The following is a 19,079-nucleotide window of genomic DNA, read 5'->3' on the forward strand; positions in this document are numbered from 1 at the left end:
ACGTCCGCTGGCAAGGTCAGGCGGTTTTCGCCGCTGAATGACTTCCTGCCCATGCTGCCCAACGGAGTAGCGCGTATAGATGCTCCACCGCATCCGCCCGGAGCAGCCCGTGAAACAGATCATTCTGATCTTTGCGCTGCTGTTTGCGCCGCTTGCGCGAGCTCAGTCAGAAGGACTTGCCACCTTCATCGACACGTATGCGCAAGCGCACCGGTTCAATGGCGAAATCCTGGTACAGAAGCCCGGCCAGCCATTGCTTGTGCAGAGTTTTGGCCTGGCCAATATCGCGCTCAAGGTACCCAACGCCAGGCAGACGCGATTCAAGATAGCGTCCATCACCAAGCTGTTTACCTCGGTGTTGATCATGCAGCTCTACGAGCAAGGCAAGCTCGACCTGGATCGCCCATTCAAGGCCTATTTGCCTGACTACACGGGGCCGGCCGCGGATCAGGTGACCATTCATCAGCTGCTTGATCACACCTCGGGCTTGCCCAATATCGACAACGTCAAGGACGCTGCCGACGCCATTGCACACGGTCTGCCGGTGTATCAAACGCCCTATACGAGCGATCAGCTGCTGAGCAAGTTCTGCAGCAGCGCATTGGTCAATGTCCCGGGCAAAGTATTCGACTACAACAATGCCGACTACATTGTGCTTGGCAAGATCATCGAGCACATCGAGGGTCAACCTTTTGACCAGGTACTGAAGACGCGCATCTTGCAGCCTTTGCAATTGAAGAACACCGGCATGCTGCGTCAATCGGAAATTGTCGATGGGCTGGCCGATACGTATTTCTATCGCGATGACCTGAAGATGCTGGCCAATGATTTACCCGTGTATCCGGAAAACTGGTATGCGGCGGGGGCCATGTATTCCACAGCCGATGACCTGCTCGCGTTTACCAACGCATTGTTCGGACTGAAGCTGATCAAACAAACCACGCTCGACGCCATGTTGAAGCCAGGCCTCGACGATTACGCCTTCGGCGTATGGTCGTACGAGACCAAGGTCAACGGAAAGGCACATCCGGTCATGAAGCGTCCCGGGCGCATCATGGGGGCTCAGACCCAGCTGTTTCACGTACGAGACCAAAACATCACCATCGTGATCCTCAGCAACACTGGCACCACCGATCTGGACGAATTTGTCGCAGCCATCGCCAAACGTGCCATCGACTAGCGCGCGGCAGAGGTTTCGAGTCGCTCACGCATCCGGGCGGCCATGACGGCGTTTCGTCGCGACATCGGTGCCTGGCAGGCTGGGCAGGGTGCGTCGACCCTGGGCTGGTATGCGTACCAGCCAATCGCGAAAACTTTCGGCCAGTGGCCTGAGGATGTTCGTCACGCCTGTGCTATATCTCCGCGCGGGGAGGGCACGAAGCATGGCTTGGCGCAGGCGTTCATGGCAGCGCCGGGCGTCCGCTTTCGCCCGGGTCGCTGAATCCGCTGGGGAGAGTTGATCTGGCTATGCCTGTTTCGGGGTTCGCTCATTGGCAGCTACGCCGTCGGTGCCTGGTCGCGATGGTGGTCTCATCGCTGATGGCCGGTTGCGCCGTCGGGCCCGACTTCAAGCGGCCCGCCGCGCCCGAGGTAAGCGAATACACCAGCCATCCGGTCGCCAGCACGGTCGCGACCGAGCATGTGGCTGGCGGCGAGGCACAGCGCTTTGCGACGGGCGGCGATATCCCCGGGGATTGGTGGACGCTGTTCCACTCCAAGGCGCTCAACGAATTGATTGAGCAGTCCCTGGCCAACAACCACGACCTGAAGGCGGCGCAAGCGGCGTTGTCGGTGGCCAGGGAAAATGTGCTGGCGCAACGCGGCAGCTACTACCCCAGCGTGGCCGCGAGCTTCTCGGCCAGCCGCCAGCGGCAGTCAGGCACCATCTCGCCGACGCCCAACTCGGACACCTTCCAATACAACCTGTTCACCCCGCAGGTCAGCGTCGCTTATGCGCCCGATATTTTCGGCCTGAATCGCCGAACCGTGGAATCGGTACAGGCGCAGGAACAAGCAGTCCGCTTCCAGATGATTGCCACGCAGATCACCTTGAGCACCAATGTGGTGGCCGCCGCCGTGCAGCTCGCTGCGCTGCAGGCGCAGGTGGATGCGACGCGCGAGCTGGTGGAGATCAATACGCATATGGTGCAGATCCTGCGCGATCAATCCGCCAAGGGTTACGCCAGCGGACTGGATCTGGCCGCGCAGGAATCGCAGCTGGCGCAAACCAACGCCACGCTGCCGCCGCTGCTCAAGCAGCTGGCGCAGCAGCGTGATCTGCTCGCCGTGCTGGTGGGCCAGTTCCCGAGTCAGGCATCGGAGCAGTCTTTCGATCTGGCCAAGCTGCAGTTGCCGCAGGAGCTTCCGGTGAGCCTGCCCTCGACGCTCGTGGCGCAGCGCCCCGACGTGCTCCAGGCCGAGGCCAACATGCATGCAGCCAGTGCGCAGATCGGCGTCGCCACTGCCAACCGCCTGCCCAATATCGTGTTGAGCGCCAACACCGGCAGCACCGCACTGGCGATGAATCAATTGTTCAAGTCGGGCACCGGTTTCTGGGGCATTGGCGCGGATATCACGGCGCCGATCTTCCAGGGCGGCACCTTGTTGCACCAGGAGCGCGCCGCCAAGGCAGCCTACGTGCAGGCAGCCGAGCAATACCGCAGCACGGTGATGACCGCCTTCCAGAACGTCGCCGACTCGCTGGTGGCACTGGACCAGGATGCAGCGGGACTGAAGGCGGCGGCGGCGGCCGAGCAAGCCGCCAAGCGCACGCTGGACTTGTCGCAGCGCCAATGGAAGGCCGGCTACGCGGACTATCTGTCGTTGTTGAATGCAGAACAGACCTATCAGCAGGCGCGAATCAATCTGGTGCAAGCCCAGGCCAATCGCTATGCCGACACGGCGGCGCTGTTTCAGGCGCTCGGTGGCGGCTGGTGGAATCGCGCGGATCTAGCCCAGGACAGAAATGAAAAATAATGCGTTTCGGGGAGCGCCATCACCGTGGCGCGGGACAGCATGCGCTCGCCTCTCCACCATCGCCCTGCTGCTCGCGGCTAGTGGGCTGGCCTCTGGTTGTTCCAGCAAGACGGATGACGGCGCACCGGCGGCCTCGATCACGCCCACCAATGTCACCCTGACGCCGGATCAGCGCAAACACGTCCGCCTCGCCAGCGTCGAGCGATCCCAATATCAGCGAACGATCGAAGCCACCGGTTCGGTGGATTTCAACAACGAGCAGGCCACGGCCGTGCTCGCGCCGTTCTCCGGTCCAGTCACACGGCTGCTGGTCGACATCGGTGATCACGTCAACAAAGGTGATCCGCTCGCCCTGGTGGATTCGCCGGATTTCGCCGCGGCGATCACGGCGTATCGCAAGGCGCTGACGACCGCGCACACAGCGCGCCGCCTCGCCGACCTGGAAAAAGACCTGGTCGACCATCAAGGTGTCGCCAAGCGCGAAGAAGATCAGGCGCAGGCCGATGCCGCCAATGCCGACGCGGATGCGGACGCTGCCTTGAAAGCGCTGGTTGCGCTCAATGTCGACCCGAAGGTCATCAAGGCCGTCGAGCAGGGCCAATCCATCGCGCCTGTCGGCGGCGTGATCCGCTCACCGATCGCCGGCACCGTGGTGGATCGGCAGATCTCGCCCGGCCAGCTGCTTCAGGCCGGCACTACGCCGTGTTTCACGGTGGCAGATATGTCGCGCGTATGGGTGATGGCGCAGGTCGCCAATTCCGACGTCGCCTCGGTGAACGTGGGCGATCCCGCCGACGTGAGCACCGGCGTTGACCCGAAGCACCTGACGGGCACAGTCACCAAAATCTCGGCGCTGGTGAATTCGGACACGCGGCTGGTGCCCGCGCGCGTGGTCGTCGACAACCCGCAAGGCGCGCTGAAGAAGCAGGCCTACGTCGCCGTGCAAATCCACTCGCGTCAGCCCACCAGCGGCTTGCTCGTGCCGGTGTCGGCACTGCTGCGCGACGATGAAAACCTGCCGTTTGTCTACGTGGCCCAGCCTGACGGCAGCTACGCACGGCGATCCGTGACCCTGGGGCATCGCACCGGCGACCAGTTCGATATTCCCGCCGGCCTGAAGGCGGGCGAGCAGGTCGTGGTGGATGGCGGCATCTTCGTGCAGTTCATGCAAAACCAATGAGCGACCAACTTCCTCCCGCCGTGTCGCCGTCGCGAACGACGTCGATGATGAACCGGATCGTGTCCGCGTCGCTGGGCCAGCCGTTTCTCGTGATCCTGATGACGCTGCTGTTGACGGGAGCGGGCGCCCATTCGCTGCGGCGTTTGCCGGTGGATGCGTATCCCGACCTCTCGCCGCCCATCGTGGAAATCATCACGCAGTGGCCAGGGCACACCGCCGAGGAGGTGGAGCGGCTGATCACCGTGCCGGTCGAGCTGGGCATGAACGGCGTGCCCAAGACCACCACGACACGCTCGATTTCGCTCTACGGCTTGTCCGACGTGATCCTCACTTACGAGACGGGCACGGACAACAACTTCGCTCGCCAGGAGGTATTCAATCGACTCGGCGACCTGAGCCTGCCCAGCGGCGTGACGCCCTCGGTATCGCCACTGTCGGCGCCGTCGGGGCTGATCTATCGCTACGTCTTGCAGAGCACCGATCGCTCACCGATGGAGCTCAAGACGCTCGAGGACTGGACGGTCGAGCCGCAGTACAGATCCGTGCCCGGTGTGGCGGACGATTCGGGATTCGGCGGCGGCACCATGCAATATCAGGTGTTGCTGGACCAGACCAAGATTGCCGCGGTCGGCCTGTCAGCCGTGCAGGTGGAAGCCGCACTCGCCGCCAACAACGCCAACGCAGGCGGCGGTTTCTACTCGCAGGGCGGCCAGTTCTATTACGTGCGTGGTGCGGGCCGCGTGGAAACGCTGGAGGACATCGGCAACGTGGTGGTCGCGGTGCACGACGGCGTCCCGGTGCTGGTGAAGGATGTGGGACGCGTCGTGATCGGCATCGCGCCACGCCTGGGCGAGTTCGGCTACGAGAAGCAGGACGATGCCGTGGAAGGCGTGATCCTGTTGCGTACCGGCGAAAAAACGCAGGACGTGCTCAAGCGGGTCGAGGCAAAAACCAGACAACTCAACGACGAGATCCTGCCCAAGGACGTGAAAGTCGTTCCGTTCTACGACCGCACCGATCTGATCACGCTGACCACCAAGATCGTGGAAGAGAACCTGCTTCGCGGCATGCTGCTGGTCGTCGTCATCCTGATCTTCTTTCTCTACGATTTTCGTGCGGGGCTGATCGTAGCCACCACGATTCCGCTGGCACTGCTGTTCGCCTTCATCTGCCTTGACCTGCAGGGCGCCTCGGCGAACCTGCTGTCGATCGGCGCGGTCGACTTCGGCATCCTGGTCGATGCGGCCGTGGTGATGGTGGAGAACATCTTCCGCCAGATCGCCGAGCGCCGCGGCACGCCGCTCAATGTGAAGGAGATCATCCGCGACGCCGCCGCTGAGGTTGATGGTCCGCTGTTCTATGCGGTGGCAGTGATCGTGGTCAGCTTCCTGCCGATCTATGTCTTGTCCGGGCCCTCGGGTACGTTGTTCAAGCCGATGGCCGACACCATGATTTTCGCGCTGATCGGCTCGCTGGTGATCACGCTGACCTTGCTGCCGGTGCTGTGCGCGGTGTTCATGCGAAAAGGCGTGCAGGAGCGGCGCAACCGCGTGTTCGAGGCGATCAAGTCGGTGTACGTGAAGGGCCTCGACTTCTGCCTTGCCCGTCCGTGGGGCACGGCGATCGCGTCGGCCATCGTGCTCGCCCTTTCGCTGCTGCTGATACCGCGCATCGGTGCGGAGTTCATGCCGCAGCTGGACGAAGGCGCGCTCTGGGTGCGCGCCACCATGCCTTACACCATCTCCTTCGAGGAAGCGTCGAAGATCACGCCCCAGGTGCGGCAGGTGCTGCGATCGTTTCCCGAAGTCACCACCGTGGCCTCGGAACTGGGTCGCCCCGATGACGGCACCGATTCCACCGGCTTCTTCAACGTCGAGTTCTACGTGGGCCTGAAGCCCTATTCGCAGTGGACCGGGACGTATCGCAACAAGGCCGCCCTGATCGAGGCCATCAACAAGAAATTGCAGGCCTTCCCCGGCATCATTTTCAACTACACGCAACCGGCCGAAGATGCGGTGGACGAAGCGGAGACCGGGCTGAAAAGTGCGCTGGCGGTGAAGGTCTTCGGCTCCGATCTCAACACGCTGGAACAGAAAGGCAAGAGCATCAAGCAGGTGCTTGAACACGTGCGCGGCATCCGTGACGTGACCCTGGTGCAGGAGCTGGGCCAGCCCAGCCTGAGCATCAACGTCGACCGCGCGAAAATCGCCCGCTACGGCTTGAACGTGTCCGACATCAACGGCGTGATCGAAACGGCGATCGGTGGCGACGTGGCCACCCAGGTAGTGCAGGGCGAACGGCAGTTCGATCTGGTGGTGCGACTCGAGCAGCAGTACCGCGACAATCCCGAAGAGATCAGGAACATCCTGGTGACCACGCCGGCAGGACAGCAGATTCCGCTCAAGGAGTTTGCCGATATCCGCGAAACCAATGGTGCGTCCTTCATCTATCGCGAAAACAATTCGCGCTATATCGGCGTGCAGTTCTCGGTCGAGGGCCGCGATCTGGCTGGCGCCGTGGAAGACGCCATTCAACAGGTCAACGGCAAGGTCAAGCTGCCGCAGGGCTATCGCCTCGACTGGGGCGGCGAGTACACCGAGTACACCGCCTCGCGTGCGCAGTTGAATGTCATCCTGCCGCTGACGCTGGCCTTGATCTTCCTGCTGCTGTTCACGCTGTACAGCAACTTCAAGTTTCCGTTCATCACCGTGCTGGGCGTGCTGCTGTCGGCGCCGGTGGGCGGCATCGTTGCGCTGTGGATTACGGGTACACCATTCTCGGTGTCCTCGGGCATCGGTTTTCTGGCGTTGTTTGGCGTGTCGGTGCAGACCGCGGTGGTCTACATCTCCTACGTCAACGAACTTCGCCGCGGCGGAACCAGTCTCACTGATGCCATCCGCGAGGGTGCGATCCTGCGCTTGCGTCCGATCATGATGACGGCCCTGGTCGCCGCGCTAGGCCTGCTGCCTGCAGCGCTCGCCACCGGCGTTGGCACAGATACACAACGACCGTTCGCCCTGGTGATTGTCAGCGGCCTGTTCACGCGACTGTTGATCAGCGTATTCCTCATGCCCGTGCTGTACGCCCTGGTCGCACGACCGGATGACAGGCTTGAAGTGTGAGGTCGCTGCCATGCCGGCGCACCCATTGAGATTCACGTGCTGCTTGTCAGGCACGTTCAAATCACCATCGATAACCCTTCATGATCAGGAGTACACCCCATGCAGACACGCATACAAGGCACGGTGATGCCGGTGCTGGAAGTTCGGCTGGAGCCGAACGACAGCATCTTCGCCGAGAGCGGCGAGCTTTCCTGGATGACGGCGTCGATCCAGATGACCACGCATACCCAGATGGGCGGCGGCGGTGGCCTGATGGGCATGTTCAAGCGCGTGGTCGGCGGCGGCAGCTTGTTCATGACCGAGTACCGTGCCGTGCAGTCGCCCGGCGAGGTGGCTTTTGCCACCAAGGTGCCGGGACATATCGTGCCGGTATCGGTGAGCCCGGGTAATGAGTACCTGGTGCACCGCCATGGTTTTCTTTGCGCCACGCCGGAGGTGACCATCGGCGTCGGTTTTCAGCAGTCGCTGGGTGCAGGCATCTTTGGCGGTGACGGCTTCAGGCTGCAGAAGATCGGCGGCTCAGGTACGGCGTGGCTTGAACTGTCGGGCGAACTCATTCGCAAGGACCTCGCACCCGGCGAGACACTGCGCGTTCATCCCGGCCACGTGGGTGCGTTCCAGGCGTCGGTCAGTTTTCAGATCACCACCGTGCCGGGCATCAAGAACGCCATCTTTGGCGGCGACGGCATCTTTCTGGCGGCGCTGACCGGCCCCGGCACGGTGTGGTTGCAGACGCTGCCCATCTCCCGCCTGGCGCATCAGATTGCCGAATACATGCCCAGTAGCGAGGGCGGTGGTGGGCGTGCAGCCATCGGCGGTGGATTGCTTGGCGGCATCGTGGGTTCGCTGTTGAGTGGCGACGACAACTGATCGGTAGGCCCGACACAGTGGCGCTCGATGCAAGTCGCACCGGGCGCCACGATGGCTATACCGATTTCACTTCACCGCCGTCCATGCGCAGCATGGATCCCGTCATCCATCGGGCTGCCGGCGATACCAGGAACGCCATCAGTTCGGCGATTTCCTCCGGCGTGCCGTAACGGGCGATGCCAGCCTCGCGCGGGAAGCGTTCCATCGCTTCGTCCACGGTCATGTTGTGCAGCGGGGCCCAGTGCTCCAGGTAGGAGCGGCGGCGACCGGTCATCACCGGGCCCGGCAACACGCTGTTCACCTGCACGCCATCGGCAATGCCGCGATCGGAGAATGCCTTCGACAGTGCGGCAATGGCGGCGTTGATGGTGCCCACCGCGGCGTAGGGCGCCTTCGGGAAAATGGCCGAGTTGCCCGAGGTAAAGACGACGGCGCCGTTCGATTGTTTCAGCGCCTCCCACGCTTCGATGGTGAGGCGCCGTGCACCGTGCAGCTTCAATGCCATGCCGTCGTCCCATTGTTCGTCGGTCATCTCGAACAGGTCGATCTGTGGCACCGCGCCTGCGATGTTGAGCAGGGCATCGATGCGGCCGAAGGTCGACAGCGTCTGCTTGACGACGGCTTTGGCGGCGGTTTTCTCTGCAAGGTCGAGGTCGATGATCAAGGTCCTGGCGCCCAGGGCTTCGACGGTCGCCGCCGTTTCAGCCAGGTGTTCGCGATTTCTCGCAACCAGCACGAGAGCCTCGAAATCCTTGGCCAATCGAATGGCGGTGGCCTGGCCGATGCCTTGACTGGCCCCGGTGACGAGCGCGGTTTTCAGCGACATGATGTGCTCCTGGCGTCAGTGTTCCCACGCCATCTCAGGCGAAGAAGCTGCGGATGGCCTGGGCGATCTCGCGCGCATGGGTTTCCAGCGCGAAATGGCCCGTCTCGAAAAAGCTCACCTGTGCCTGCGGGATATCGCGCTTGAATGCCTCAGCGCCCGGCGGCAGGAAGAACGGATCGTGGTTGCCCCACACTGCCAGGAAGCGCGGCTGGTGCTGGCGGAAATACGCCTGGAAGGTGGGGTAGAGCGCCACATTGCTCTGGTAGTCGAGGAACAGATCCAGTTGCACGTCATGAGCGCCTTCGCGTGCCAGGTAGTAGTTGTCCAGCGCGATGCCATCGGGCGACACCAGCGACTCATCCGGCACGCCATGGGTGTACTGCCAGCGCGTGCTCTCCGGTGCAAGAAAGGCGCGCAAGGCGTCGCGGTTCGCCGCGTTCGGGTTTTCCCAGTACGCACGAATGGGATTCCAGCCCTCGCTCAGGCCTTCCACGTAGGCATTGCCATTCTGCGAGATGATGCCGGTGATGCGTTCGGGATGTTTCACCGCGAGACGAAAGCCCGTGGGCGCGCCGTAGTCGAATACATAGACGGCGTAGCGGTCGAAGCCGATTACTTCGGTGAAGCGATCGATCACGTCAGCGAGATGATCGAAGGTGTACTTGAACTGCTCGCGCGGCGGCATGTCCGACAGGCCGAAGCCCGGCAGATCGGGAGCAACGATATGGAAGTCGTCGCTGAGCAGGGGAATCAGATCGCGAAACATATGGCCCGAGCTCGGGAATCCATGCAGCAGCAGCAGCTTGGGCTTACCCGGAGTGCCTGCTTCACGATAGAAAATATTGAAGCCGTCGGCCGACGCGGTGCGATAGTGAATGTGTGACATGGCAATGCTCCTTCGATAGGGATGACGTTGCAGCGGGGGATGGCATCAAGGCGCCAGATGAGTCGTTGAGTGATTCGTCGGTGAGTCAGGCGGTGTGTCGCACGGCATCGGCGATCAGTTCCGCGACCGGCAACGGCGCCGTGACGCTGGGCAGGTGATCGACGGGAAGAATCGTGGTGTGCGCATGCATGCGCTCGGCGATGAAGCGCTGCGTTTTCTCGGGAATCATGTGGTCGTGCTGCGCCACCAGATACCAGGCCGGCACCTTCTTCCATAGCGGTCGTCCCACCGGCACGGTAATCGCCGCTGGCGAGATGGGGCGCTGCGACGCGGCCAGCGCCTGCTGTTGTTGCGCCGTGGCGTGCTGCGCGAACGCGGTGGCAAACGCCTCCGCCGGCAACCAGAACAGGCCGTCCTGACCCGGCGCCAGCGCGGGTGCCTTGTCGTCGTGCGGATAGCGGTTGAACACCTCCGCGACCGTCTCGCCCTCGTCCGGCGCCAGGCCGGCGATATAGACCAGCGCTGCCACTTTGGGGCTCTGGGTAGCGGCGATCACCGCACCCGCATAGGCGTGCCCCACCAGTACGACCGGCCCGGGGATGCGCTCGAGCACGTCGTCCAATGCCGCGACATCGCCGGCCAGGGACAGCAGGGGCAAACTCACCGTAACCGTATCAATGTGCTTTGAGCGGAGTAGTTTGACCACCCCGTCCCAGCTGGACGGATCCGCCCAGGCCCCGTGAACCAGCACTACCGTCTTTGCTGTCGCGTTCATTTGTGCCCACTCCCATGAGGTTTGATGACGAAGAAACCTGAACTGCTGGCTTGAGATTTAAGTAACCGCCTCAACTTCGGTTTGGAGGTTATGATCGTCAATGTAACTTGTCAAGCACTTTTTAGCCGGTTACCTTTGGCCGCAGGAGAACCCCATGTCACAGCCCATGCCCGCTCTATTCCTGGCCGATTCGCTCGGACTGGATTTCCTCAACTCCGTGGCCACGCCGGCGGACACGCCGGTCGATTGGCTGGCAGACGGCGAAGGACTGTTGCGTTGGCTCGCGCAGGCGCAGCTGGTGCCCGCCGAGGTGTTGCGGTCGGCGCGTGAGCGCGCGATCCCCGGGGAGATCGATCGGCTGGCCGGGCAGGCGAGGGCGCTGCGGGAGTGGTTCCGTGGTTTTGTTCGCCAGCACAAGGGGCGTGCGTTGCAGCCCGCCGATCTGGCGGCGCTTGAGCCGCTCAATAGCCTGCTCAAGCGCGACGAGCGCTACAGCGAAATCGTTGCCGGGTCGCATGGCGAGTCGATGGTGTTCACGCTCGCGCAGCAGCGGCGCTGGAATTCATCCGACGCCTTGCTGCTGCCGATTGCCGAAGCGATGGCGCGCCTGGTCTGCGATGAAGACTTTGCCCACGTGAAAGCTTGCGAAGGCCCCACCTGCACCTTGCTCTTTGCGGACCACACACGCGGTCATGCCCGTCGCTGGTGCAGCATGGCGCTGTGCGGCAACCGCGCGAAACAGGCCGCGCATCGGCTTCGCCAGAAGTCTTCAGCGGGAGCTGCGTAGTCGCCTCAGCGTCACGTTGAGCGGCAAGATGGCCTGCCTTCGCCAGGCCATCGGTTTCACGCGAAACTTTGGGAGTTTGTGAAACCGCCGCGTGGTGGTAATAAGGCCGGGCCCTTATCGCCGAGCGTCACCATGCACGACCTCCCGCCGTTCCATCTCGCCTTTCCAGTCACCTCGCTGGCGAACGCACGCGCGTTCTACGGCCAGTTGCTCGGTTGTCCCGAAGGCCGATCCAGTGACAGCTGGGTGGATTTCGATTTCTACGGCCATCAGATCGTGGCCCATCTGGCGCCCGAAGAGACGCGCGCTGTGAGCGCGCATGACGTGGATGGCGACGACGTGCCGGTGCGCCACTTTGGGGTTGTCCTGTCGATGGACGACTGGCATTCGCTCGCCCAGCGCCTGGAAGCCAGCGGAACGCGCTTTGTCGTGGCGCCGCACATCCGCTTCAAAGGCCAGCCCGGCGAGCAGGCCACCCTGTTCCTGCTTGATCCCTGCGGCAATGCACTGGAGTTCAAGGCCTTCGCTGATCGCTCGCAGTTGTTCGCCCGATGAAACCCGAAGACCTGCAGCGACTGGTCACCATGAGCATGCCCTATGGCAAATACCAGGGTCGCCTTATTGCCGACCTGCCTGGCGCCTATCTCGCCTGGTATGCCCGCAAGGGGTTTCCGCCCGGCGATCTGGGCAACTTGCTCGCGCTGGCGCTGGAGCTCGATCACAACGGCCTCAAGCCCCTGCTCGATCCGCTGAGGAAGCCGCGGCGGGACCGCTGAGCCACGCGCCCGCCGCATTAGTTGCAGCGCAAACTTGTTGGCCCGCGGAATGTTATTGCGCAGACAACGAAATCCACACCTGAGCCACACCGAGGCTTGCGGCTGACTTGGTGTAACCTGAACCAGTCGGGGCGCGGCGACGGAGGTCGACCCAATGACTGCAGAGACCGCCTCTGCTGCGTGGATTGCGTTCGGTACGGTCGAGATCGATACCCTGGGCCATCGCTTGTTTGTCGATGGCGAAGAGGTCGGGCTCGAGCGCAAGGCGTTCGCCGTGCTCGTGCTGTTGGCACGAGAGCCTGGCCGTGTGCTGAGCCGGGATGAAATTCTCGACGAGGTCTGGGGCCATAGCCACGTAACACCCGGCGTACTCAGCCGCGTCATCGCGATGTTGCGTCATGCGCTCGGCGAGAGCGGCGACGAAAGCCGCTATCTGCACACCGTGCATGGCGTCGGCTTTCGACTCGATGCCCAAGTGCGGTCAGCCGCATCGCGTGAAGAGCTGATGGTGGACAGGCCATTGCCGGCCTCCGCACTTGCGTTCGTACCGCCCCGCGCCAGCGACGCCGGCGCGCCACCAGTTGCGACGGATGCGAGTCCGGCAGCACCTGAGGAGACTGATAAGCCACGTCGATTTGGCCGGCTGGTTGTCGTCGCGGTCGCGGTGCTGCTCGTCGCGGCGGCCCTGCTGTTCGGCGGCCATCAAATCGCGCGTCGTCCCGCAGACGCGTCGGCGGCGGTCGATCTCAAATCCGTTGCAGTGCTTCCCTTTGAGAATCTAAGCACCGATCAAGGCAACGCCTACTTCGCCAGCGGCATGCAAGACATGATCCTGACCGAGCTGGTGGGCATCGGCGGGCTCAAGGTGATCTCGCGCACCTCGACCGAAAAGTACCCGAGCCATCCGGAAGACGTGAAAACCATCGCGCGAGAACTGGGCGTGGCGACCTTGCTCGAGGGCACGGTGCAGAAGGTTGGCGATCAGGTGCTGATCAACGTGCAGTTGATCGATGCAGCCAGCGGCAATCATCTCTGGGCGAAAGCCTATACACGCACGCTGGACGATGTCTTCAATGTGGAAGGCGAAGTCGCGCAGAACGTAGCGGAGGCGCTGAAGGTACGGTTGACCTCGGCTGAGACGGCGCGCATCGATGCCGCGCCAACCTCCAACGCGGCAGCCTACGATCTGTATCTGCAGGCCGGTGCGCATGCCAACCGCGCCTACGATGATCCCGTGCTGTCATCGACCGAGTTGCCCGTGGCGATCTCGCTGTATCAGCAGGCCTTGGAAAAGGATCCGCACTTCGCACTGGCCGCCGCCGCGCTGGCGCGCGCCAACATGCAGATGTATTTCTTCGGACCCGATCGCACGAATGAGCGACTGGTCGAGGCGAAGACTGCCGCCGATCGCGCCCTGACGCTGCAGCCGAAACTGGGGCAGGGACATTACGCACTGGGCCTGTATCACTACTGGGGGCATCGGGATTACGTCGCTGCCACCAACCAGCTTGAGCTGGCCCGGCAGGCGTTGCCCAACAGCGCCACGGTTGAACTGCTTATCGCCGCGGTTGCCAGGCGGCAGGGACGCTGGGACGAGGCGGTGTCGCTCTTTCGCTCGGCCACTGTGCTCGATCCCCATAGCGAATTTGCGTTCAACCAGCTTGGCGTGACTTATCAGAGCATGCATCGCTATGCGGATGCCGACCGGGCTTATGCCTCTGCTCTCGCATTGAGTCGCAATCCTGCCGGTGCGCGTGTGACGCTGGCCTTCAATACGCTGATGTGGAAGGGCGATCTGGCCCCGCTGCGTGCCGCGCTGGCAGCGCTGTCGCCGGGGAGCAACGCCTACGCCGGCAACGTCATGGGCATGTATTTCGAGCGTTCGCTGGCACGCGATTATGCCGGGGCGATCAAGATTGCCGAGGCGGACAAGAACGAGGACTGGGACGATCCGGACAATATTGTCTTGCCACGGCGCCTGTATATCGCCTGGGCCGCGCAGTCGGCCGGAGACACGGCCAAGGCGACCGCGGGATATACCGCGGTGGCTGAGAAAGCGCGCGCCGCCCTTGTCGAGCGACCGGAAGACCCGGATCTGCATCTCGCCCTGGGATTTGCCTATGCCGGCCTCGGGAAAAAGGCCGAAGCCGTCGCGGAGGGCGAGCGTGCCGTCGCCTTGATGCCGGTCACCAAGGATGTACTCACCGGCGCGGACATGCTTGCCTGCCAGGCGCAGCTCTATATGCGAGTGGGCCAGCACGACCAGGCCATCGCCTTGCTCGATCGCGTGCTGTCGATGCCGACGGGCGGCATTTTGTCGGGTGCGTCGCTGCGGGTCGATCCGATCTGGGATCCACTGCGCGATGAGCCAGGCTTCAAGGCGCTGCTGCAGAAGTATCCGAGCGGCTAGCCAACAGGCGTGGCGCAATCGTATGAAACGTCGGCCTTGAACCAGGCCGCCAGCATCGATGCAAGCTGCATTTAACTTGCGTCGTCACGTTATCGATCAAGCTCTGACAACCTAAGTCGCAAACCGCGGCACCTATCTGTCTCCAGGCAACGAGGAAATGACATGAGCAAGGGTATGGATTCAAAGAAAAGCGACAAAAAGAAGCCGGCCAAGACCATGAAGGAAAAGAAGGCGGCCAAAGAGGAAAAGAAGCGAGCCGCCAAGTAGAACCTCGCCATCGCAACCTTTCCGTATCACCTCTGCCTCGACGCGGGGCTCACTGCGTCGAGCGCCGTCGTTTGACCCGGAGTGGCTCCGTTGAGGGGCGGATGCGGAATCATCACCTTAGTCAGGACAAGTCATGATCGCGAAGACCGCAAGCGGATGGGTGGCGGCTATTGTATGGCTGATCGCCGGTGCATCGGCCTCTCAGGCGCAGGAAGCAGTACCTGCTGCGCTGCAGCCGCCCGCCGGCTATACCGTGGCATTCACGGCCAAGGCCACCGGCGTTCAGATCTACACCAGCACGATCGAAACGGGCTCGCCACCGAAATGGACTTTTGAAGCACCGCTGGCCGAACTGACGGCTCCCGGCGGCGTGATTCATCACTATGCCGGCCCCTCATGGGAGGCCGCCGACGGCAGCAAGATCGTGCGCGACAAGGATGCGCCGGTTGCCACCGTACCCGCGAAACAACCCAACGCGGATATTCCCTGGCTGCTCATCAAGGTGACGCCTAACGCCACGCCCGGCATCTTGAGCAAGGTGGCCTATGTTCAGCGCGTTTCAACCGCCGGCGGCGCCGCACCCTCCGCACCGCCCGCCAACGCCGGCACCAAGGTCGGCGTTCCGTACACGGCAACCTATGTGTTTTACGTCAAATCAAATTGATGTCCAGTGCGGCGTTGTTCCTGCGGGTTGATCCTGGACCCGTTGCGTAACAGCCGCAGGCCACGCGAGGGCAACCAGGATGCGCTTTCGACATGCCGGAACTCCTTAAACTGTCGTCTTTCGATCTGATGCAGATAACGTAGGCCGAGCTTCCATGGCAAGGAGCAAGGGTCCATGAAGAGGTGGTCACCAACCGGCGGTGTCTTCGCTATCGTGTTTCTCGCATTCGCGATCCGATGCCTGGTTTCCATCGGGCGCGGCGATGGCGATCCGCTGTGGATACTTCAGTTTCTGACGTTGCCAGTTTCTTACTTGCTGGTCTTTCTCAGTGGTCACGTCCACGCCCTTTTCAATTTGTCCGACGACGTCGTGGGGTGGTCGGCCGCCATACTGGACGTCCTTTGGGGAGTGCTGATGTACTACTTCTTTGGATGGCTTCTGGAGCGGCCGCTAAGGCGCTAGCCATTGGCCCCATGGGTCGGTGCATGTCCGCTTTCCGATCTGCTTCGAACCGGATGCGGATGATTCGTCGCCCGAACACAGGTGATTTCCAACGCTCGATGCGCGCCTGGATTGGCGGGCATCGACTATGGCGCCTGGTGCGGCTGTTGAGCCGGCAAGTCCTTCATATCCGAAGTGACCACCGGTTCGGCAGGTCTGAGCCACTTGGCAAAGAAATGACCTACGCGCTCCTTGTAGCGATTTGCGCCATATCGAAAAAGGTCGACATGCTGGGCGCCATTGACGACCCACAACTCTTTAGGGTCGGCAGCCGCGGCGTACATCGCCATGGATTCATCAAGGTGCGTGTGACGGTCTGAACTTCCCACGATGAGGAGCTTTGGCACGTCAACCTTGGCAATGTGGTCAATCGGCCGCAGCTGCTCTGCCTTGATGCCGGTTCTCCAGGCGAGTGACTTCAGAAGCAGGGGTGACAGCCAGGCCCCTCCTTTCAGATGGATCAGGAGACGGTCGTACACGGCTTTATCGATGCTGGGATAGACCTGCTCCAACACCATGGCATCGACGTGCAACGGTGGGCTCGCCAACAAGCTGGCCGCGCCTCCCATGGAAGTCCCGATGACGCCGATACGTTCAAGCGGCAGCCGTGAACGCAAATAGGTAACGGCGGAGACGGCGTCGTCTGATTCGCGCAGCCCAAAAGTAATCCACTGGCCGGAGCTTTCCCCCGCAGCCTGGAAATCAATCAAAAGCACGGAATATCCAAGCTCATGGAGCCACCTCGCCCGTGGCAGCATCGCCAGTCGGTTGGCGCGCACGCCGTGGAGTAGCAGGACGGCGCCGCGACCGGGCGTGCCGGCTACGAACCATCCGCGCAGCGTCGCTCCCGAAAGGCTTTGGATAGATATGCTTTCGAACGGGAGGTCAGTCGGCGCTGCGCCGATGGACTCCCTTTGCGGCGAGATGAGCATGCCCTCCGCCATCCAAGCTGCGGATGCCACCAGCAAAGCCAGTGCGACGCATCCGCAGGCCGCGATCCGTCTCCATCGGCGTATGGCCATAGCGCTCTCTTCGCAGCTGATGTGGTCGGCGGATTGCCAAACCACAGGCTAGCGCGCACCTATGCATAAATCGGGCGTTGCCAAGGCCGCAAATCTGGCGGGCCAGAAAGTGGCGTTTCCCGGAAAAGCGTCCGCCGCTGACCCAGGGCGGAGCTGACTCAATCAGTAGCAGATCGAAGGACCAAGCCTTCGCCATCAGCGCGCTCGCAACGCGTTCATTTATGTGCCGCCGACCCCAGTGACAGGCAAAGGCACTCCTATGCGCCGCCGCTGATCGCGCAGGACAAGAAACGGGCGCTCGACGAGATAGTGCAAAAGAGCTGCTGCCGTGATGGCCACGAGCACGCAGCAAGCGAAGGTGATGATGCCGCGGTGATTGAGGTCATCCGGAAGATGCCTTGAAGCCAGCTTGAGCATCGCCTTGTGGCTCAGGTAGATGCTGTAGGAGGTGGTCGCAACCCAGGCGGTACCGGGCAACCTGATTCTAGCGAGGAGGCTGGCGGGACTTGCGGCGGCGGCAACGATCAGGGCGATGCCTGCTGACAGTATCGGGAAACCGAAGACGCAGGCTGCGAAGGTGAGGATGTCCCGGAAAATCCAGGCCGCGAACAAGACCAAGGCCAATCCAAGAAGCGCGAGCATATCGGGGCGTCGTTGCAGGCGCTCCCATGGCGATGCCCGGTAGACGCTCAGGATCGCCAGGCCAACGCCGCACAGCAATCCATCCAGGCGTGCGTAGGTGGGGTAGTAGATGAGCTCCATATAGCGTCGCCCGTCCATCTCCCACACACCACTGCCGCCCGCGTCAGGCGTTGCGGATTGCCACCAGGCGAATGCGCGCCACGCGATGCCTGCCAGCATCAGGCCAAGCATCACGATCGTCACGTGCTTCGCTCGCAAGCGGTGCGCCATGGCAAGCACCGCGATCGGGAAGATGAGATAGAAGTGCTCTTCCACGCACAGTGACCAGGCCGATGAGAACGCGTGCAGTACACGCTGGTCGACAAACAGGTTCATGGTGAAGGTGAGGAACTGCCAGAGCGGCTGGATCGCCGTTTGCTCCCGCAGGTTGGGCACCAAGAAATAGAGCGCCACTACAGTCAAATAGGCAGGAACAATGCGGTAGGCCCGCTGCCGGTAAAAAGCCCGCAGGTCCACTCCATCACCGCGCTTGTGGCGAAGGAGAACCTGTCGGCCAATCAGGTACCCGCTGAGGACGAAGAACAAGTCAACGCCCATCCAGCCGTATTCCTCGATCCAGCCAAATCCGTAGCCCATGCCGCCGACAATCCATGCATGCGTGCAAAGGACCGACACGATCGCGACAGCGCGCAGCAGATCCAGGCCTGGTAGACGATGCATGGGGTTCCTCCCTGAAATGGCGGGGAAGCATAGCTACTTTTCAGGCGGGCCTGCGGCTGGGTCTTAGTGCACGCATCTCAGGATGCCGTGGTTGCCCGTCAACCCAGAATTGTCGTGGCGCATTGCGGAGGATGGGGCCGTTGGGCAAGCTGGGAATGCCAGCTGCCGCGCCGAAGCGGACTATTCCCCGTGAGAACTGGATGGAGATGACGACGATGGATCGAGCCGAGAAGAAGTGTCTTGACGACATCGAAAAGTACGGCTGCCACATCATCCATGTGTTTGAGGAAGATGARTTGCCGCCTTTCAGCTATTCCGTTGGCTTGGAACGCTCCATAGGGCGCCCGGAGCTGATCATCATCGGCCTGCGGAGAGAGTTGGCTCACTACATGATCAATGAGTACTGCGCCAGTGGACTGCGGCCGGTTCGGTGGACACCACCTTAAGCTAATTCCATCTGCTGCTCGAACTGTATCGGACTGAGGTAGCCGATGGTCGAGTGGCGTCGTTTACTGTTGTAGAACCGTTCGATGTAGTCGAAGACATCGGCTTTTGCCTCAGCCCTCGTGCGATACACCTTGTTGTCGGTGCGCTCGATCTTGAGCGATTTGAAGAAGCTTTCCATGGCCGAGTTGTCCCAGCAATTGCCCGAGCG

General features: G+C 62.1%; 18 protein-coding genes. 11 read left to right on the plus strand and 7 right to left on the minus strand.

What is annotated here, in order from left to right:
* Nucleotides 1-109: 109 nt before the first annotated feature.
* From AC1DMG_RS05220 to AC1DMG_RS05240, 5 genes are all read left to right on the plus strand, one after another.
* On the plus strand, nucleotides 110-1,180 hold the full coding sequence (locus AC1DMG_RS05220) for a serine hydrolase domain-containing protein (RefSeq protein ID WP_441605305.1): 1,071 nt from the start codon (nucleotides 110-112) through the stop codon (nucleotides 1,178-1,180).
* Nucleotides 1,181-1,521: 341 nt separating this feature from the next.
* Nucleotides 1,522-2,976, plus strand: a complete 1,455-nt coding sequence (locus AC1DMG_RS05225; RefSeq protein ID WP_441605306.1) for an efflux transporter outer membrane subunit — start codon at nucleotides 1,522-1,524, stop codon at nucleotides 2,974-2,976.
* The gene (locus tag AC1DMG_RS05230) at nucleotides 2,966-4,156 is read left to right on the plus strand and encodes an efflux RND transporter periplasmic adaptor subunit (protein WP_477180223.1); all 1,191 of its coding nucleotides are present in this window, start codon (nucleotides 2,966-2,968) and stop codon (nucleotides 4,154-4,156) included. The genes AC1DMG_RS05225 and AC1DMG_RS05230 overlap by 11 nt, the downstream gene beginning before the upstream one ends.
* Nucleotides 4,153-7,278, plus strand: coding sequence for an efflux RND transporter permease subunit (locus tag AC1DMG_RS05235; protein ID WP_477180224.1), 3,126 nt, complete (start codon nucleotides 4,153-4,155; stop codon nucleotides 7,276-7,278). Before AC1DMG_RS05230 ends, AC1DMG_RS05235 begins: the two co-directional genes overlap by 4 nt.
* Before the next feature lie 99 nt (nucleotides 7,279-7,377).
* Nucleotides 7,378-8,148, plus strand: a complete 771-nt coding sequence (locus AC1DMG_RS05240) for a TIGR00266 family protein (RefSeq protein WP_441605309.1) — start codon at nucleotides 7,378-7,380, stop codon at nucleotides 8,146-8,148.
* A 55-nt stretch (nucleotides 8,149-8,203) separates the two neighbouring features.
* Here the strand turns inward: AC1DMG_RS05240 and AC1DMG_RS05245 are convergent, their stop codons facing one another.
* The 3 genes from AC1DMG_RS05245 to AC1DMG_RS05255 form a co-directional block, all read right to left on the minus strand.
* Nucleotides 8,204-8,974, minus strand: a complete 771-nt coding sequence (locus AC1DMG_RS05245; RefSeq protein ID WP_441605310.1) for an SDR family oxidoreductase — start codon at nucleotides 8,972-8,974, stop codon at nucleotides 8,204-8,206.
* Nucleotides 8,975-9,008: 34 nt separating this feature from the next.
* On the minus strand, nucleotides 9,009-9,860 hold the full coding sequence (locus AC1DMG_RS05250; protein ID WP_441611313.1) for an alpha/beta fold hydrolase: 852 nt from the start codon (nucleotides 9,858-9,860) through the stop codon (nucleotides 9,009-9,011).
* A gap of 85 nt (nucleotides 9,861-9,945) precedes the next feature.
* Nucleotides 9,946-10,635 carry an alpha/beta fold hydrolase gene (locus AC1DMG_RS05255; protein ID WP_441605312.1) on the minus strand — a complete coding sequence of 230 codons (690 nt, stop codon included), beginning with the start codon at nucleotides 10,633-10,635 and terminating at the stop codon, nucleotides 9,946-9,948.
* Between the two features lie 154 nt (nucleotides 10,636-10,789).
* Between AC1DMG_RS05255 and AC1DMG_RS05260 the strand changes: the two genes are divergently transcribed.
* From AC1DMG_RS05260 to AC1DMG_RS05280, 5 genes are all read left to right on the plus strand, one after another.
* Nucleotides 10,790-11,422, plus strand: coding sequence for a CGNR zinc finger domain-containing protein (locus AC1DMG_RS05260; RefSeq protein WP_441605313.1), 633 nt, complete (start codon nucleotides 10,790-10,792; stop codon nucleotides 11,420-11,422).
* Between the two features lie 132 nt (nucleotides 11,423-11,554).
* Nucleotides 11,555-11,977: a VOC family protein gene (locus AC1DMG_RS05265; RefSeq protein WP_441605314.1), complete on the plus strand. Its 423-nt coding sequence runs from the start codon at nucleotides 11,555-11,557 to the stop codon at nucleotides 11,975-11,977.
* Nucleotides 11,974-12,198: a DUF3820 family protein gene (locus tag AC1DMG_RS05270; RefSeq protein ID WP_046972055.1), complete on the plus strand. Its 225-nt coding sequence runs from the start codon at nucleotides 11,974-11,976 to the stop codon at nucleotides 12,196-12,198. Before AC1DMG_RS05265 ends, AC1DMG_RS05270 begins: the two co-directional genes overlap by 4 nt.
* A gap of 154 nt (nucleotides 12,199-12,352) precedes the next feature.
* On the plus strand, nucleotides 12,353-14,608 hold the full coding sequence (locus AC1DMG_RS05275; protein ID WP_441605315.1) for a winged helix-turn-helix domain-containing protein: 2,256 nt from the start codon (nucleotides 12,353-12,355) through the stop codon (nucleotides 14,606-14,608).
* Between the two features lie 400 nt (nucleotides 14,609-15,008).
* Nucleotides 15,009-15,539, plus strand: coding sequence for a DUF3455 domain-containing protein (locus AC1DMG_RS05280; protein WP_441605316.1), 531 nt, complete (start codon nucleotides 15,009-15,011; stop codon nucleotides 15,537-15,539).
* 186 nt (nucleotides 15,540-15,725) lie between these two features.
* Here the strand turns inward: AC1DMG_RS05280 and AC1DMG_RS05285 are convergent, their stop codons facing one another.
* The 3 genes from AC1DMG_RS05285 to AC1DMG_RS05295 form a co-directional block, all read right to left on the minus strand.
* Nucleotides 15,726-15,881, minus strand: a complete 156-nt coding sequence (locus tag AC1DMG_RS05285; protein WP_441605317.1) for a hypothetical protein — start codon at nucleotides 15,879-15,881, stop codon at nucleotides 15,726-15,728.
* Nucleotides 15,882-16,126: 245 nt separating this feature from the next.
* Complete coding sequence (locus tag AC1DMG_RS05290; RefSeq protein ID WP_477180225.1) at nucleotides 16,127-16,972, minus strand: alpha/beta hydrolase; 846 nt, start codon at nucleotides 16,970-16,972, stop codon at nucleotides 16,127-16,129.
* A 309-nt stretch (nucleotides 16,973-17,281) separates the two neighbouring features.
* On the minus strand, nucleotides 17,282-18,424 hold the full coding sequence (locus AC1DMG_RS05295) for an acyltransferase family protein (protein ID WP_441605319.1): 1,143 nt from the start codon (nucleotides 18,422-18,424) through the stop codon (nucleotides 17,282-17,284).
* A 140-nt stretch (nucleotides 18,425-18,564) separates the two neighbouring features.
* Between AC1DMG_RS05295 and AC1DMG_RS05300 the strand changes: the two genes are divergently transcribed.
* Nucleotides 18,565-18,870: a DUF4262 domain-containing protein gene (locus AC1DMG_RS05300; RefSeq protein WP_477180226.1), complete on the plus strand. Its 306-nt coding sequence runs from the start codon at nucleotides 18,565-18,567 to the stop codon at nucleotides 18,868-18,870.
* Here the strand turns inward: AC1DMG_RS05300 and AC1DMG_RS05305 are convergent.
* The coding region (locus AC1DMG_RS05305) for an IS3 family transposase (protein WP_477180227.1) at nucleotides 18,867-19,079 on the minus strand (213 nt) is incomplete at its 5' end. The two genes, AC1DMG_RS05300 and AC1DMG_RS05305, sit on opposite strands and share 4 nt — an antisense overlap.

Source organism: Dyella sp. 01N36, assembly GCF_056399745.1.

Excerpts from the sequence above, each read along its gene's own strand:
- AC1DMG_RS05225 (WP_441605306.1), top strand. The coding sequence starts at position 1,522 with ATGGTGGTCTCATCGCTGATGGCCGGTTGCGCCGTCGGGCCCGACTTC.
- AC1DMG_RS05230 (WP_477180223.1), top strand. The coding sequence starts at position 2,966 with ATGAAAAATAATGCGTTTCGGGGAGCGCCATCACCGTGGCGCGGGACA.
- AC1DMG_RS05235 (WP_477180224.1), top strand. The coding sequence starts at position 4,153 with ATGAGCGACCAACTTCCTCCCGCCGTGTCGCCGTCGCGAACGACGTCG.
- AC1DMG_RS05240 (WP_441605309.1), top strand. The coding sequence starts at position 7,378 with ATGCAGACACGCATACAAGGCACGGTGATGCCGGTGCTGGAAGTTCGG.
- AC1DMG_RS05245 (WP_441605310.1), bottom strand. The coding sequence starts at position 8,974 with ATGTCGCTGAAAACCGCGCTCGTCACCGGGGCCAGTCAAGGCATCGGC.
- AC1DMG_RS05250 (WP_441611313.1), bottom strand. The coding sequence starts at position 9,860 with ATGTCACACATTCACTATCGCACCGCGTCGGCCGACGGCTTCAATATT.
- AC1DMG_RS05255 (WP_441605312.1), bottom strand. The coding sequence starts at position 10,635 with ATGAACGCGACAGCAAAGACGGTAGTGCTGGTTCACGGGGCCTGGGCG.
- AC1DMG_RS05260 (WP_441605313.1), top strand. The coding sequence starts at position 10,790 with ATGTCACAGCCCATGCCCGCTCTATTCCTGGCCGATTCGCTCGGACTG.
- AC1DMG_RS05265 (WP_441605314.1), top strand. The coding sequence starts at position 11,555 with ATGCACGACCTCCCGCCGTTCCATCTCGCCTTTCCAGTCACCTCGCTG.
- AC1DMG_RS05270 (WP_046972055.1), top strand. The coding sequence starts at position 11,974 with ATGAAACCCGAAGACCTGCAGCGACTGGTCACCATGAGCATGCCCTAT.
- AC1DMG_RS05275 (WP_441605315.1), top strand. The coding sequence starts at position 12,353 with ATGACTGCAGAGACCGCCTCTGCTGCGTGGATTGCGTTCGGTACGGTC.
- AC1DMG_RS05280 (WP_441605316.1), top strand. The coding sequence starts at position 15,009 with ATGATCGCGAAGACCGCAAGCGGATGGGTGGCGGCTATTGTATGGCTG.
- AC1DMG_RS05290 (WP_477180225.1), bottom strand. The coding sequence starts at position 16,972 with ATGCTCATCTCGCCGCAAAGGGAGTCCATCGGCGCAGCGCCGACTGAC.
- AC1DMG_RS05295 (WP_441605319.1), bottom strand. The coding sequence starts at position 18,424 with ATGCATCGTCTACCAGGCCTGGATCTGCTGCGCGCTGTCGCGATCGTG.